This window comes from Gordonia mangrovi, assembly GCF_024734075.1.
Taxonomy (GTDB): Bacteria; Actinomycetota; Actinomycetes; order Mycobacteriales; family Mycobacteriaceae; genus Gordonia; species Gordonia mangrovi.
The window spans coordinates 2,489,869-2,503,345 of sequence record NZ_CP102850.1 but is presented as its reverse complement, the minus strand read 5'-3'; the positions used below and the strand labels follow the sequence as shown (position 1 = coordinate 2,503,345).

Annotated in this window: 15 protein-coding genes and 1 tRNA gene; 3 read left to right on the top strand and 13 right to left on the bottom strand. The window is 68.3% G+C overall.

Annotation, left to right across the window (positions count from 1 at the left end; all coding sequences use genetic code 11):
- Window positions 1–60 precede the first annotated feature (60 nt).
- The 4 genes from NWF22_RS11350 to NWF22_RS11335 all read right to left on the bottom strand — a co-directional run bounded on the left by NWF22_RS11350 (window position 61) and on the right by NWF22_RS11335 (window position 2,914).
- The gene (locus NWF22_RS11350) at window positions 61–603 is read right to left on the bottom strand and encodes a hypothetical protein (RefSeq protein WP_160901802.1); all 543 of its coding nucleotides are present in this window, start codon (window positions 601–603) and stop codon (window positions 61–63) included.
- The gene (locus tag NWF22_RS11345; protein ID WP_160901801.1) at window positions 600–1,661 is read right to left on the bottom strand and encodes a hypothetical protein; all 1,062 of its coding nucleotides are present in this window, start codon (window positions 1,659–1,661) and stop codon (window positions 600–602) included. The genes NWF22_RS11350 and NWF22_RS11345 overlap by 4 nt, the downstream gene beginning before the upstream one ends.
- A complete protein-coding gene (locus NWF22_RS11340; RefSeq protein ID WP_258321393.1) occupies window positions 1,661–2,293 on the bottom strand; it encodes an MspA family porin in 633 nt (210 codons plus the stop codon). Before NWF22_RS11340 ends, NWF22_RS11345 begins: the two co-directional genes overlap by 1 nt.
- Before the next feature lie 483 nt (window positions 2,294–2,776).
- Window positions 2,777–2,914 carry a hypothetical protein gene (locus tag NWF22_RS11335; protein ID WP_160901799.1) on the bottom strand — a complete coding sequence of 46 codons (138 nt, stop codon included), beginning with the start codon at window positions 2,912–2,914 and terminating at the stop codon, window positions 2,777–2,779.
- Window positions 2,915–2,999: 85 nt separating this feature from the next.
- Between NWF22_RS11335 and NWF22_RS11330 the strand changes: the two genes are divergently transcribed.
- Window positions 3,000–3,773, top strand: coding sequence for a hypothetical protein (locus tag NWF22_RS11330; protein ID WP_160901798.1), 774 nt, complete (start codon window positions 3,000–3,002; stop codon window positions 3,771–3,773).
- The gene (locus NWF22_RS11325; RefSeq protein WP_160901797.1) at window positions 3,770–7,576 is read left to right on the top strand and encodes an NACHT and WD repeat domain-containing protein; all 3,807 of its coding nucleotides are present in this window, start codon (window positions 3,770–3,772) and stop codon (window positions 7,574–7,576) included. The genes NWF22_RS11330 and NWF22_RS11325 overlap by 4 nt, the downstream gene beginning before the upstream one ends.
- Window positions 7,577–7,710: 134 nt before the next feature.
- Here the strand turns inward: NWF22_RS11325 and NWF22_RS11320 are convergent, their stop codons facing one another.
- From NWF22_RS11320 to NWF22_RS11295, 6 genes are all read right to left on the bottom strand, one after another.
- The gene (locus tag NWF22_RS11320; RefSeq protein WP_160901796.1) at window positions 7,711–7,857 is read right to left on the bottom strand and encodes a hypothetical protein; all 147 of its coding nucleotides are present in this window, start codon (window positions 7,855–7,857) and stop codon (window positions 7,711–7,713) included.
- A 260-nt stretch (window positions 7,858–8,117) separates the two neighbouring features.
- Window positions 8,118–8,205, bottom strand: a tRNA-Ser gene (locus NWF22_RS11315).
- Between the two features lie 63 nt (window positions 8,206–8,268).
- Entirely contained in the window at window positions 8,269–8,481 is a 213-nt protein-coding gene (locus NWF22_RS11310) for a CsbD family protein (protein ID WP_160901795.1), read from the bottom strand.
- 99 nt (window positions 8,482–8,580) lie between these two features.
- Window positions 8,581–8,859, bottom strand: coding sequence for a hypothetical protein (locus tag NWF22_RS11305; protein ID WP_160901794.1), 279 nt, complete (start codon window positions 8,857–8,859; stop codon window positions 8,581–8,583).
- A gap of 150 nt (window positions 8,860–9,009) precedes the next feature.
- Window positions 9,010–9,444, bottom strand: coding sequence for a nucleoside deaminase (locus tag NWF22_RS11300; protein ID WP_160902166.1), 435 nt, complete (start codon window positions 9,442–9,444; stop codon window positions 9,010–9,012).
- 44 nt (window positions 9,445–9,488) lie between these two features.
- Window positions 9,489–10,034, bottom strand: a complete 546-nt coding sequence (locus tag NWF22_RS11295; protein WP_160901793.1) for a tRNA adenosine deaminase-associated protein — start codon at window positions 10,032–10,034, stop codon at window positions 9,489–9,491.
- Between the two features lie 128 nt (window positions 10,035–10,162).
- On the opposite strand from NWF22_RS11295, the gene NWF22_RS11290 reads away from it, so the two are divergent.
- Window positions 10,163–11,134 carry a prephenate dehydrogenase gene (locus NWF22_RS11290; protein ID WP_258321392.1) on the top strand — a complete coding sequence of 324 codons (972 nt, stop codon included), beginning with the start codon at window positions 10,163–10,165 and terminating at the stop codon, window positions 11,132–11,134.
- Window positions 11,135–11,137: 3 nt separating this feature from the next.
- Here NWF22_RS11290 and NWF22_RS11285 read toward each other — a convergent pair whose 3' ends face one another.
- The 3 genes from NWF22_RS11285 to aqpZ all read right to left on the bottom strand — a co-directional run bounded on the left by NWF22_RS11285 (window position 11,138) and on the right by aqpZ (window position 13,446).
- Window positions 11,138–11,686 carry a putative glycolipid-binding domain-containing protein gene (locus NWF22_RS11285; RefSeq protein ID WP_160902165.1) on the bottom strand — a complete coding sequence of 183 codons (549 nt, stop codon included), beginning with the start codon at window positions 11,684–11,686 and terminating at the stop codon, window positions 11,138–11,140.
- 155 nt (window positions 11,687–11,841) lie between these two features.
- Entirely contained in the window at window positions 11,842–12,582 is a 741-nt protein-coding gene (locus tag NWF22_RS11280) for a hypothetical protein (protein ID WP_160901791.1), read from the bottom strand.
- A 102-nt stretch (window positions 12,583–12,684) separates the two neighbouring features.
- Window positions 12,685–13,446 carry an aquaporin Z gene (aqpZ, locus tag NWF22_RS11275; protein ID WP_160901790.1) on the bottom strand — a complete coding sequence of 254 codons (762 nt, stop codon included), beginning with the start codon at window positions 13,444–13,446 and terminating at the stop codon, window positions 12,685–12,687.
- Window positions 13,447–13,477: the final 31 nt, after the last annotated feature.

Below are 13,477 nucleotides of genomic sequence, written 5' to 3'. Positions count from 1 at the left end.
TGCAAATGGCTTGCCTCCGAGCAGTTCTCGCATTCGTACAGCATAGGCCCCCGGCGATGCCTACCGCTCCGGCAAGCGCTGCCGGCCGCCGACGTCTCCGCGCTCGCGCATCCTCCATCTCAGAAGCCCGACAGCTAGTCCGATTCCCACCGACGCCACCGCGATGTATCCACCAGGAAGATCTGGGTAATGGACGGGATAGCCGACCGGAACCGCCTCGTAATACTGAGGCACGAAGAGGAGGTAAACGCAGACCACAATCGACGAAGCCAATGGACCCAGGACAGTGAACCACGATGGAAATCGAAATCCCTGATGCGACAGAATAGCCCCGAAAGCGTATGCCACCGAATGCAGGATGGCGAATGCCACAGGCACCAACACGACCTCAGCGCCGAGATTCAGAGTGTAGTCAAACCCTTCTCCGGGATCGCCGTACACGCGAAGCTGCACATTGGGCAAACGTGTGAAGTACATGACCGCAACCACGAAGACACCGACGAACAAGCCCGCAGCAGCCCGTCCCAGGAGATCTGCGGCAAGCCTGGATCGTCCGTCAGTAGGCGTGTGTGCGTGTATCAATGTTGACTGTTCTTCTCTCATGTGGCCTTCACCTCGAAATCAATAGAGTCCCAGCCAGACCAATTGCCGTTCACATCCTGCGTTTGGTACCACACCTTATATGTCCCTGGTAGGACATAGTTGTTGACCTCGATCTCCTCATGGAAGCCAGCATGAGTCAGGTCTGCTTCGTACTCGCGGCCGTTCTCTCCGTTTGGCGCTTGAAGGTGGTAGCGAATCCGTGTCTTCTCCATCCCGCGTCCTTGGCTATCTCCCGACCTTTCCCCATAGATGGATACCGTACGAACGTACAGTCCCTCACCGTCCACGGACGCGCAGATACGGCTGCTGACGAACCACCCTCCCTCGTAGGGTTCGCATTCATTGAACGATGCGTTATGGCGAAATTCATCTAGACGCTCGGCAATTGCGTTGCCCGAGCCCGAAGGCGGCATGTCAGCCGACATGCCGAGAGGGTCGCGTGCAACCTCAGCACCTGGGTCCGAGCCCTGACTGCGTTCACCGCTCGCGGGCGCACCAGCATCGGGGTCCGCTGTGTTTCGAGACGTCATCGGCAATCGGCGACCGCGCTGCCGGCCGGTCGAATCTGGCTGGGCGGGTTCACTACGTGGTGTCTCGGGGACATTGTGTTCGCGCTCGGGTATGGGCACGATCGGTGTCTGGCCAGCATCGGGGATGTCGGTGGGTGCGTGAGCCCCCATGTTCGGCCCACTGGCGTCGGGGGTGGTCTCCTCGGGGATAGTGGGTGCGGCGACAGACGGTGGTGCGGTGGTCGAGGACGTGGGCGGTCCGGGATCGTGGCAGACGTAGGGCACCGGTGGCGGTGGCGCTTGGTCGGCGGGTTTGCCGTTGGAGGCCGCCCACGATTGGGCCCAGGCACTGTTGTAGGTGGCGGTCTCGCGCGCACACCGCTCGGCGGGGGTTTCCGCACCCGCTGACGGCGTGCCGATCACCACCAGCGCCGAAACCGTGGCGAAACCGACCGCCAGCAGCACGGCCACGATCGGTGGCGACGCCCGGAACGCCGACGGCATCTTCATGGCGGCCGGATCGCGAAGGGAGGACTGAATGGGTGTCATCACAGCCACATCCGAGCCGAATACAGGTTGAGGGTGTCATCAGCAGTCGGCGTCGACACCGACAAACGCACGATGATTCGCACCGTGACCGGGCCCGCACACCCATCGACCCGCACATGCACACGTTTCGCGCGAATTGATGCCCGGTTGGTCTGCAACGTCTTCTTGCCGAGTGAAATCTCATTGATGGTGCCTGGTTTCAGTTTCGCCGAGATCGACGGCGACACCGACGCCGACCCACCGACCGACACACCCGGCTGCCCGGAGATAGTGACATTGGCGTTCGGCCCCAACGACGACCCGAACCCGAACGTCGCCCCATCCGACACATCGATCTGGCAGCCGACGACCAGGAACTGTTCGAGCACACCCGAACTCACCGCCTGTGACGGCGTACGACCACCAGCCGGGGTGATCAACGCCCCCACCCGCGCCGACACCCACCCCTCCCGCGAGGCGAAACTGTTGGCGATATTGCTCATCGGGTTGACCACCAACTCCGACGCACGCAACTCCACAGACCACCCGTCATCGGTGACCAACCGGTCATACCTTGGCGTCAGCGGCGTCGGCGCCGCACCCGCACCACCGACACCGACACCGACCACCAGTGCCGTCAGCACGGCGACCACCGCCGCACCACCAACTCGCCCCGAACGCACACCCCGCCGAAACATGTAGCCCCCCTCTACGACTGCCAGGAACGGCCCGGGGACAACATGCCACCACCGCCTCCAGCCTCCCCCGATGACCCGCCCGGCACGGAGAGTTGAAGAACCTGTGTGAGAGATCCCCTGACCAGCACCCCACATCGCCAATGCGTGACCGTGAAGTGTCACTGCACTATGGCACACCGCTCGTTGCGGCAGCAACACATCACCGACACCCGCCGCGATGAGGAACCGGCCGCGACCCCCAGCGTCGCGGCCGGGGCCCGACAGGTGTCGGTTGCCCTGAGGTACCGCTCGTGGCCTCGCCAGGCCAATACCGGTCTGGGGGGAGAGCGCACCGCGGTCAACCATCTCGCCACGATCGGGTACGAGACCACCCGCAAAACCGCGCACGATGCCTGCCGTATCCCGCCGTCGCCGCGCACCTTTCGCCGCTGGAAACAGCTATCGCATCTCGGTGTCCGGGTCGCCGACCCGGTGGCCCACCGGGCGGAAATCACCTGCCTCGGTGGTGTCGAGGGCCACCGCGATCCTCGAAGAGCACGCCTCGATCAACTCCGCCGCGTTCGATGCCGACGACACCGGATTCCTACTTCGCCTCCGTAGCTGACTTCCACATCGACCGGATCCAAGCTCAGACGCCGGTCACCGCGGTTACAGTTCTGATGTGTCCTTCCGGCGTGCGGCTACGGTGCTGGCGACAGCTGCGGGTGTCGTGGCTGTCGCGGCCGCCTGCACCATCGACGACGGCACCGCCGTGCCGGTGTCGCGCACCGTGGAGACCACGGTGCTGACGCTCACGGAGTCGGCCACCGCCGCGCCGTCCACCGCGATGTCCGCCGACCCGGCGACCAACGGATACCGTCCCACCCTGGTGCGTACCAAAGGACAACAGGAGACGACCTCCTTCGACGTGTTGCTGCCGCAGGTGCTGGGTGGGGACCAGACGGTGCGGGAACGGTTCAACTCGGGCATGCGGACTGCTCTCGATGATGTGGTGACCGATCTGACCGACGTCACCGTCTCCGACGGTGAGCTGGCGGGGGGCGAACGCAGTCGGGTCACCACCGTCACCGATGGTGTCGTCGCCGGCACTGCGATCTTCACGACCTACGCGCAGGGCGCCGCCCACCCGAACAACCGGGTCGCCACCATCACCATCGACGCCCACACCGCCCAGCCGATCCTGCTCGACGACGTATTCGTCGATCCCGACGCCGCCGCGACACAACTGGCCGCGGCCGTGGCGCGGATCGACCCGCGCGCCGATCCCGTCTTCGCCGACATCGGCAACTTCCTGAACTGGGTTCCGCTGGCCGAGGGGTTCCACACCTATGTCCCGGTGAACCATGCCCTCGGCGACTGGCTGCCGATCACCGTGCCGTGGGATGCGATCTCGCCGCTGATGCGGCCGGGGATGGCGGATCAGCTGAGCCGGTGAACGCGCCGACGGACACCGAGCCGCGTGCCGAGTTGGCGCGCCGCCTCGACGTGCTGTACTCCGACGCCGGGTCACCGCCGCTGAAGGCGGTCAGTGCCCGCGCCACGCGGGAGTTGCGCGCCCGCGACCCCCGTGGCCGCGACATCACCGCCCAGCGGATCTCCGACTGGCGGCTCGGTCGCAGTGTCCCGGCGAAGTTCGACGGCCTTGGTTCGGTGCTGAGCGTCCTCATCGTCGCCGCACGTCGCCATCACCCGGAACCCTCTGTGCCCGGACTGTATTCGGCACCCGAATGGCGACACCTGTGGGAACGGGCGCGGTCGCCTGGGCAGCGGCCCGCCGTCGAGGAGAAGTGCCCGTATCCCGGTCTCGCCGCGCTGACCATCGGCGACAGCGAGTACTTCGCCGGACGGGAGTCGCAGATAGCGACCATGCGCGCGCGTTTCGCCGAGACCAGTTCCGCCGGTGAGATTCTCGTCCTGGTCGGGGCGTCCGGGGCGGGGAAGTCGTCGCTGCTGCAGGCCGGCTTCGCCGCACGTATCCGAGACGACGTCGACGTTCTGCTGGTGACCCCGACCGCCGTCGGCACCGACGACCTCGAATCGTGGCTGCGGGATCGGGCGTCGGAGTCCACACCGTATGTGGTGGCGGTCGATCAGCTCGAAGAACTCTTCGTCGCACCGTTCGACGATGCCGCCGCCGGCGCCTACCTCGAGCAGTTGGCCGGCCTCGCCACACCCGGCGAGGCGCGTCCCGGCGAGTGCGCCGGCGTCGTCGCCGCGCTGCGCGCCGACTTCTACCCGGCGGCCGCCCGGTATCCGATCCTCGCGAAGGCGTTGCAGCACAATCAGATGCTGCTGAGCCCGCCGACCGCAGACGAGCTCACCGCGGCCATCGTCGAACCGGCACGGGCACAGGGCCTGACCGTCGGCGACGGCCTGGTGGAACTCATCCTCGCCGACCTCGGCGTGCGCGGCGACTCGGCGCCCGAGGCCGCGCGGACCGGCACCTTTCCCCTGCTGGCCCACACCCTGCGCAGCATGTGGGAGTACCGGGAGGGCAAGGTGCTCGGGGTACCCGCCTACGAGAAGGCCGGCGGCGTGCGCGGTGCAATCGCGACGAGTGCCGAGACCCTCTGGGACAGTTTCGATGTCCGGCAACAGGAGACCGCACGCACTATTCTGCTGCAGTTGGTGACGCCGGTCCCGGACGGCTCGGCAGTCGGTCGGCGGGTCGACCGCGAGGATCTCTACCGGCCGTTCGCCGATCGCGCACCGGTGGACTCCGTTCTCGAAGCGCTCGCCGACGCGCGGATCATCACCCACGACGCGCACGGCACCTCGCTGTCGCACGACGCGGTCATCTCCGCGTGGCCACGGTTGTCCGAGTGGGTCGAGGAGGACCGCGAGGACGCCGTCACCCGGCTGCGCATCCAGGGCGACGCCGACGACTGGGTCGCGGCCGACCGCGACCGCGCACTGCTCTACCGCGGCAACCGGTTGACCGCCGCCGACGACCTGGTGACGCGGTCACCATCGGCGTTGTCGCCGCGGGCTGCCGAGTTCATCGACGCCGCGCAGACGGTTCGACGTCAGCAGCGCAACGCCTTTCGGGCCCTGGCGGTGTTTCTGGTCGTCGGCGTGATCGTGACGTCGGTGCTGGCCGTGGTGTCGATGCGGCAGAGCCAACGCGCCGAACGGGAGCGTGCCGACGCGCAGTACGCGGCGCTGATCGCGTCCGGTTTGCGCGACCAGTCGGTGAACCCCACCGAATCCGCCCAGCTCGCGCTGGCGGCCACCACCGAGCGACCGGGCGATCCGGCCGCCCGCGGGCTGCTGCTGGCATCGCAGTCCTCACCGCTGGCCGCTACCTTCGACGCGCACGCGGGAGCGATCTACGGCACCGCCCAGTCCCCGGCCGGGGTGATCGCGTCCGGCGGCTACGACAACACGGTCCGGCTGTGGCGCCACGACACAGATCGCGGTCTCGTCCCGGTCGGGGCGCCGCTGTCGACGGCATCGTGGGTGACGGCCGTCGGCTTCTCCCCCGACGGCACCGTGCTGTACGCCACCGGCGCCACCGGCGTCGTCGTGCGGTGGGATGTCGGCGACCCGGCGCGTCCGGTGCCGATGGACGACATCGACGTCGGCCACCGCGGCACCGTGTACGCCCTCTCGGTCCGCTCGGACGGTCGCTGGATCGCCACCGCCGGCGACGACCGCACCGTCCGGCTGCACGACATCGGCTCCGGCCAGACCCGCGTGCTGACCGGTCATACCGCGCCGGTGCGCACCGTGGCCTTCCGCCCGGACGGGAACATGTTGGTCAGCGGCGCCGACGACCGCACGGCGCGGGTGTGGGACACCGTCGCCCCCGCGCAGGCGAGCCCGATCGGAGTACCGCTCACCGGGCAGACACTCACCATCCACTCGGCGGCATTCAGCCCCGACGGAACGATGCTGGCGACCGGCAGCGACGACCAGACATTCCGATTGTGGTCGGTGCGCGATGGCGGTGTGGTGCCGCTCGGCGCCCCGGTGAACGCACATTCGGCAGCGCTGTGGTCGGTCGCCTTCTCCGCGGATGGCACCGCCCTGGCAACCGCGGCCTGGGATGGGACGGCGGCATTGTGGAGTCTGGTCGACCCGACCCATCCGATCCGGTTGGGGCAACCGATGACCGGCAGCCGCGGCGGCCTGACCACGGTCACGTTCGTGGACGGCACCCAGGTGCTCACCGGCGGGCAGGACGGCCAACTGCGGGTGTGGACGCTGTCGCCGGCCACCGTCGCCGGTCACACCCGACGAGTGCAGGCACCGACGTTCGACTCCGCGGGCACGCTGATGGCGACCGGTTCGTGGGACGGGCAGGTCCTGCTCTGGGATGTGACCGGGACGCGGCCCACACAGATATCCGCGATCCGGCCTGACGGTGGCGACGTCCGGGTGGAGAACGTGGAACTGTCCCCGGACGGCCGCACGCTGGCGGTGACCGCGCTCGACTCCGGCGACGTCGCGCTCTACGACACCAGTGATCCACGACAGCCACGCTTCGCGGCGCTGGTCGCCAACCCGGGTGCCCGCTACACCCATGAACTCGCCTTCTCGCCCGATTCGTCGGCCCTGGCGACCGCGTCCGACGACTCCAGCGTGCAGATCTGGGATGTGACCGACCGCGCTCGCCCGGTTGCGCGCGGAGAGCCGTTGACCGGTCCGCGCGGCTGGGTCAATGCGGTGACCTTCACCCCGGATGGCTCCCGACTGTTCGCGGCGTCCGCCGATCAGCGGCTCTACCTCTGGGATCTGCCGGGTGGCGATCCGGCCGGCCGGGTCGTCGCAGAGCAGGACGGGCCGATCAACACGCTGTCGATCAACGCCGACGGCACCCTGCTCGCGGCGGCCGGCGACGATCGGGCCATCCGGGTGCTCCGCGTCGATGACGCGCTCAGCGAGGTCGCACAGCTGCGCGGCCACGACAGCACCGTGCGGTCGGTGAGCTTCGATCCCACCACCGGGCTGCTGGCCTCCGGAGCCGACGACCAGACCGTCCGCCTGTGGTCGCTCGACGACCCGCAGGAGCCGCAGGCGATCGGCCGGTCGCTGACACCGCCGGGAACTGTGCGCTGGCAGGTCGCCTTCGACCCGCGTGGCCGACTCAGCGCCGGCGGGGAGACCGGCGCGCTGCGGTGGTGGAGCACCGACGAGGAGGACACCGCCGAGCGGGTGTGCTCGGCGACGCAGGGCACCGAGTTGGGTGCCGATCAGGAGATCTGGTCCGACGAACTGGCCGACGCCTGCAGCTGATCGGCTCACCTGCCGTCGCGGCCCCGAGTCCGGGTAGCCCGGACCCGACCGAGCCCGAGCCGGAACGCAGAACGGCCCGCATGGTGGACCCCCGAACAGATCCCACCATGCGGGCCGAAGCCTGCGGTCTTCGATCAGGCCGTGAAGCTGAACGCGACGCTGAGCAGGTCGCCGCCGAACAGGTAGGCGTCGTTGAAGAACTGGGTGAGTCCGGTGAGCATTGGTTGCCCTTTCGTTGATTCATCGTGTGCCGCGTTTCGGCACGAGAACCACGGTGGCACCGCCGGCCAGTCACTCGCCTGAACCTGAGGTCATCTGCGCAGGTCATCGTACCTAAATGAACTGTCCGTTCCGGACGGATCCGGTGTCCGGACCGGAGGTAGGCGCCCGACCACGGCGCAGCGACCTCACCGGTCTGCAGGGACCCTCCGCGCTCCCGAGGTCTCCGGCGAGAGCTGAGGTCTCTGCGTGCAGGCGGCAGTGGGGCAGGCACCCTGGACGACGAAAACGGCCCCCTACCGGAGTAGGGGGCCGTTCGCTGCGGTGGCGGAGGGATTTGAACCCTCGGTACGGGGTTACCGCACACAGCATTTCGAGTGCTGCACCTTCGGCCGCTCGGACACGCCACCGCGGAAGACTGTACCGCAGTCGGCGCCTGAGCCTAAATTGGCTGCTCAGAGCGGCGCGAGGGGCTAGTTCTTTCCGGTGAGCTTGTTCTTGACGTCGTCGACCTTGCCCTTGACGGCGTCGGCGGCGTCGGCGACCTTCTGCTTGCCCTGGGCCATGCCCTGGTCGCCCTTGCCCTCTTCCTTGAGGTCCTCGTTGTCCGTGAGGGAGCCGGCAGCCTCTTTACCGCGTCCCTTCATCTCCTCGGCCTTGTTCCTGGCGTCGTCATCGATACCCATGAGCTGCCTCCTCGGTAAGAGTTCCCGAAACCGAACGTTCCGGCTTCAGGAGCACTTACCCCCATGCCAGGGAACTTGAAACCTCGCCAGGACCGCAGGTCAGTGAGATCCCGACCCGCTGAGGCGGTCCTTGAACTCGCCGGCCTTCTCCCGGGCCACGGCGACCGCCTCCTGCACCTTCTCGCTCTCGGCGATCTCCTCGAACTTCTCCTTGGCGGTGCCGACCGCTCCCTGCACGGTGTCGCTGGCGGCGAACTCGTTGATCTTGTCGCGTGCGGTACCCACCGCGTCCTGCACGGTGTCGCTGGCCGCGAACTCGTTGATCTTGTCGCGCACGGTGTCGACCACCTCGTTGATCTTGTCGGTCGTATCGGACATGGCCACTCCTCGGTTCGTTGGATGGGCGCCCACCGCGCCGTGCGCGCCCTTGGCTCCAATGTGCCAGAACATCCGCGGCGGCGGACCCTGAGATACACCCTGAAATCCCACTTCAGGGCCCTTCGTGACCCTCGGCTGCCGCCGCGCTCCTCAGTTCCGCCGGGGGTGGAAGAAGTCGAGCATCAGGTCGCGGCATTCGTCTTCGAGCACCCCGCCGACGACTTCGGGCCGGTGCGCCAACCGGGGATCGCGGACCACGTCCCACAGCGAGCCGACGGCCCCGGTCTTGGGCTCCCAGGCCCCGAACACCAGCGACCCGATCCGGGCCATCGTGATTGCTCCGGCGCACATCGTGCAGGGTTCGACGGTGACGACCAGCGTGCAGCCGGGTAGCCGCCAGCCATCCCCGAACCGTCGGGCGGCGGCGCGCAGGGCGAGGATCTCGGCGTGCGCGGTCGGGTCGGCGAGGGCTTCCCGCCGGTTGGCGGCGCGCGCGAGTTCGATGCCGGCCGGGTCCAGCACGACCGCCCCGATCGGGATGTCATCGTCGCCGGCCTCGGCCGCGGCGGCGAGGGCGGCACGCATCATGGTCTCCCACTGCACGTGCGGCGGCCCGCCACCGGTCGGGCTCAATGCCCCAGCTTGTCGAGTACCTTGGACAGTTCGTCGGCGAACCCGAGCCGGGCGGCGATCATCCCGACCTGTTCGTCGGCGTACAGATCGGTGTCTCCGACGATGACGCTCATCACCGCGTCCGGCAGTCCGAGGTCGGCGAGGATGGCCAGATCGCCTTCCTCCCACGGGTCGACATCATCGAGTTCGTCGGGGTCGAGGTCCGGGATCTCGATGTTCATGGCCTCCAGCGCGTCGGCGGCGACGTCGTAGTCGATGCCGGCGGTCGCGTCGGAGACCAGCAGTCGTGGGCCCTGCGGGGTCGGCCGCAGCACGATGAAGAACTCGTCGTCGACGTCGAGGAGCCCGAAGACGGCACCCGCCGCGCGCAGCGCGCGCAACTGCTTCTCGGCGTCGCCGAGATCGGTCAATGCGGACGACTTCAGCGCGGTGACCTTCCATGCGCCCTCCTCGCGCACCACAGCGACCGCGAACCCCTCGATCTCGTCGTTGACATCCTGTTTGTTGGGACCACCTGTTACACCCGCGCCGGCACCTGCCATGCAGGTCACCGTAGCCGTTAACCGCGGGCCGCCCAAGTCCTCTCCCGACTGCCCGACCGCGGTGCGACACAGCGCGCCGACGGCTCCTGACTGTTCACCGTCGTCGGCGTATGTGCCACTGTGTTGAGGTGACTGCCGCGTCTGCCATCCCCACCTCATCGGACCGATCGATCTGCATTCTCGGCCTCGGACTCATCGGCGGCTCCCTGATGCGCGCGCTGCAGATCAGCGGACATCACGTGTTCGGCTTCAACCGCTCCGCTGCGACCGTGGAGGCCGCCGTCGCGTCCGGCCACGATGCGTCCACCGACCTGGTCGCCACACTCGAACGCGCGGCCGCCGACGACGCCGTCATCGTGCTCGCGACACCGGTGACCACGATCGAGGACCTGCTCGGCGAGGTGGCCGCGCATGCGCCGAATTGCCTGCTGACCGATGTCATCAGTGTCAAACAGGCCGTCGCCGACGCCGTGGCACGGCATGCGCCGGGTGTGCGCTACGTCGGTGGCCACCCGATGGCCGGCACCAGCCGATCCGGGTGGGCGGCGACCGATCCGGAGCTGTTCCGCGATGCGATGTGGATGGTGTCCACCGAGGACGACACCGACCCGAGTGACTGGTTGACGGTGGCGGCCCTGGCGCGCGCGGTCGGCGCGTTGGTGGTGCCGGCCGCACCCGATGCGCACGACCGGGCCGTCGCGGCGATCTCCCATCTGCCCCATCTCACCGCGGCGGCCACGGCGGCGGTCGGCGCCGGGGAGAGCGAACTGGCCCTGCGCCTGGCGGCGGGGAGCTTCCGCGACGGCACCCGGGTCGCCGGGACGGCGCCGGGGTTGCAGCGAGCGATGTTGGAGGCCAACGGGATCGCGCTGTTGAACGTGCTCAGCGAGACCATCGACCGGCTGTTGGCCGCCCGCGACGAGCTGCGCGACCACGGCACGGTGGAGATTCTGGTGGACGACGGTCACCGGGCACGGCTGGCCTACGAGGCGATTGCCGGGTCCGATCCGGTACCCATCACCGGAGTCGTCGTCGGCGATCCGGGTTGGGCGCAGGAGATGCGGCGCCAGGCACATCAGGCTCGCGTCTGGCTCGGGTGAGCGTCAGACCCGGGTGGCCAGGCCCGGGTAGTCGATGACGAATCCGTTCTTGTCCACCGTCAGGGTCGAGGTCGCGACCGGTGACACCACCTCGATGCCGTTCGCGGTCGCGGTGTAATGCAGGGTCGCCGGCTCGACCTGACCGCTGGGCAGATACAGGTAGACCACCGGGACGTCGAGGTCCCCACCGCCCCGGTGCAGTCCGTGGCGGCGAATCGGCAGCGCATTGAACATCGGCGAGAGCGCCAGGTCGACATCCGCGGCACCGTTGAAGTCGCTGCGGGTGGTGCCGTCGACGGTCTGCACGAGCCAGTTGTGCTCGCCGTCACGGGTGATCGCCATCTGTGTTTCGCCACTCGCGCGCACCAGATGCACGGAGAGCCGCTTGGTCACCCCGGCGTCGTTGGTGACGAGTTCGTAGGACGCCGAGAAGGCCTCGTGGGTATTGGTGGCGGCGGCGATGATGCGGCCGTACGCCTTGATGCGTGCGCCATTGACCAGAAGACGCACCTGTTCGAGCCGGTCCGCGCCCTCTCCGCGCCAGGTGACCATCGTTTTGAGGTCGGGCGCCGACGACGAGTCGCCCGATCCGGCGGTGTTCTCGGAAGCAGTTTGCGAAGCACTCACAGATCTACGGTAGCGACCCGGGCACCGACGCACACACTCGATGGGCAGGCCGGCCCTCCTCGTAGGTGACCTCGCTCACCTCAGGCCCGGCAGGAAACGGTGCGTCGGGGCGAGTCCGCGGTGATGCGATCCTCGGCGACGACCCGGCCGTCGACGCTGATCGTGCATCCCGCTTCGCCGGCGCCGGCGAGCACCAGCACCCGCAACGGATTGGCGGACCCGGTGAAGGTGATGGTCCACGCGGCCGACGCACCGACCGTCGTGCGCAACCCCACGTCGTCGACGTAGAGGATCGTCGCCGGCGAACTGGCGGTCACCTCATAGGTGACCTCTCGCCCGGCAGGTTGCCCGGGAACTCCGGGCGCGCCCGGCTGGGTCGGCGCACCGGGCGCCGCGGTCGGCGGTCGGGTCGGAAGTTCGGAGATCACCATCGGCAGCGTCGGCTGGGTGACCGGTTCGTCGCCGCGCAGGGCGGCCCGGCCGACCGTCAGCGCGAGCAGCCCGAGCGCGGCGACCGCGACCAGCGCGACGAGACCGACAAGCCGCCGATCCGTGGCCGGGCGGGGTGACGGGGCCGGCTCCCCCGCCGGCTCATCGTCTGTCCCCGGTGCCTGTGGTGCGCCCGGCGCAGCGTCACATGGCCCGGTCGGACGGCTGCCGGCAGCGGTCGGCTGACCGGGTACGAACAGCGGCGTCCCGTCCGGTGCATATCCGAGTGGCGGATACAGCTGCCCGTAGAGCGGAGCTCGGTAGAGGTCGTCCGCGGGAGCGGGAGTCGGGGGTGGCGCCGAACGTGGGGGCGTACCGGTGGGGTCTCCCATTGTCGGCCTCCCGTCGTGTCGGCGACCGGCTCGTTACCAGGCCGGCCCATGGGCGACACCGCCCACTCTTCGACACTACGTCGGCCGTCGCCGCGATCGCATTCAGGCTTTCGCGGCGCCGATCTTCAGCTTGCCGTCCTCGAACAGCAGCGGATAGAGCAGCCCGCCGATGAGTCCGCCGAGCAGTGGCGCCACCCAGAACAGCCACAGTTGGCCGGGCGCCCCGTCGCCGTTGAAGAACGCCACAGCGGTGGATCGGGCCGGGTTCACCGACGTGTTGCTGATCGGGATCGAGATCAGGTGGATCAGGGTCAGGCACAGGCCGATGGCCAGCGGGGCGAACGTGCTGGGGGCCTTGCCACCGGTGGTGCCGAGGACCACCAGCAAGAAGAATGCCGTCAGCAGGACCTCGGCGATCAACACCGCCAGCAGCGAGTACCCGTCCGGCGAGTTGTCGCCGTAGCCGTTGGCGGCCATCCCGCCGATGCGGTCGAATCCGTCCTTGCCGCTGGCGATGATGAGCAGCAGCAGACCGGCGAGCAGACCACCCACCACTTGTGCGATCCAGTATCCGGGGAGGTCCTTCCAGGACATCCGGCCGCCGATCACGGCGCCGAGGGTGATCGCCGGATTGAAGTGTCCGCCGGAGATGTGGCCCACCGCATAGGCCATCGTCACCACGGTCAACCCGAAGGCGAGCGCGACGCCGAGGTAGCCGATACCGACCTGATAGTTGTCACCACCATCGGTGGCCTCCGCGATCTGTTTGGCCGCGAAGATCGCTGAACCGCAACCTCCGAACACCAACCAGAACGTGCCGAACAACTCCGCCGCGAGCTTGGAGATGGGCGAGGACGAGCTCATAGCCTGAACCTTTCGGTGGGTGCGTCACGAC

Coding starts and splice junctions, on each gene's coding strand:
- NWF22_RS11350 (WP_160901802.1), bottom strand. CDS start 603: ATGAGAGAAGAACAGTCAACATTGATACACGCACACACGCCTACTGAC.
- NWF22_RS11345 (WP_160901801.1), bottom strand. CDS start 1,661: ATGACACCCATTCAGTCCTCCCTTCGCGATCCGGCCGCCATGAAGATG.
- NWF22_RS11305 (WP_160901794.1), bottom strand. CDS start 8,859: ATGTCCGATACGACCGACAAGATCAACGAGGTGGTCGACACCGTGCGC.
- aqpZ (WP_160901790.1), bottom strand. CDS start 13,446: ATGAGCTCGTCCTCGCCCATCTCCAAGCTCGCGGCGGAGTTGTTCGGC.
- NWF22_RS11285 (WP_160902165.1), bottom strand. CDS start 11,686: ATGGTCACCTGGCGCGGAGAGGGCGCGGACCGGCTCGAACAGGTGCGT.
- NWF22_RS11280 (WP_160901791.1), bottom strand. CDS start 12,582: ATGGGAGACCCCACCGGTACGCCCCCACGTTCGGCGCCACCCCCGACT.
- NWF22_RS11295 (WP_160901793.1), bottom strand. CDS start 10,034: ATGGCAGGTGCCGGCGCGGGTGTAACAGGTGGTCCCAACAAACAGGAT.
- NWF22_RS11310 (WP_160901795.1), bottom strand. CDS start 8,481: ATGGGTATCGATGACGACGCCAGGAACAAGGCCGAGGAGATGAAGGGA.
- NWF22_RS11300 (WP_160902166.1), bottom strand. CDS start 9,444: ATGCGTGCCGCCCTCGCCGCCGCGGCCGAGGCCGGCGACGATGACATC.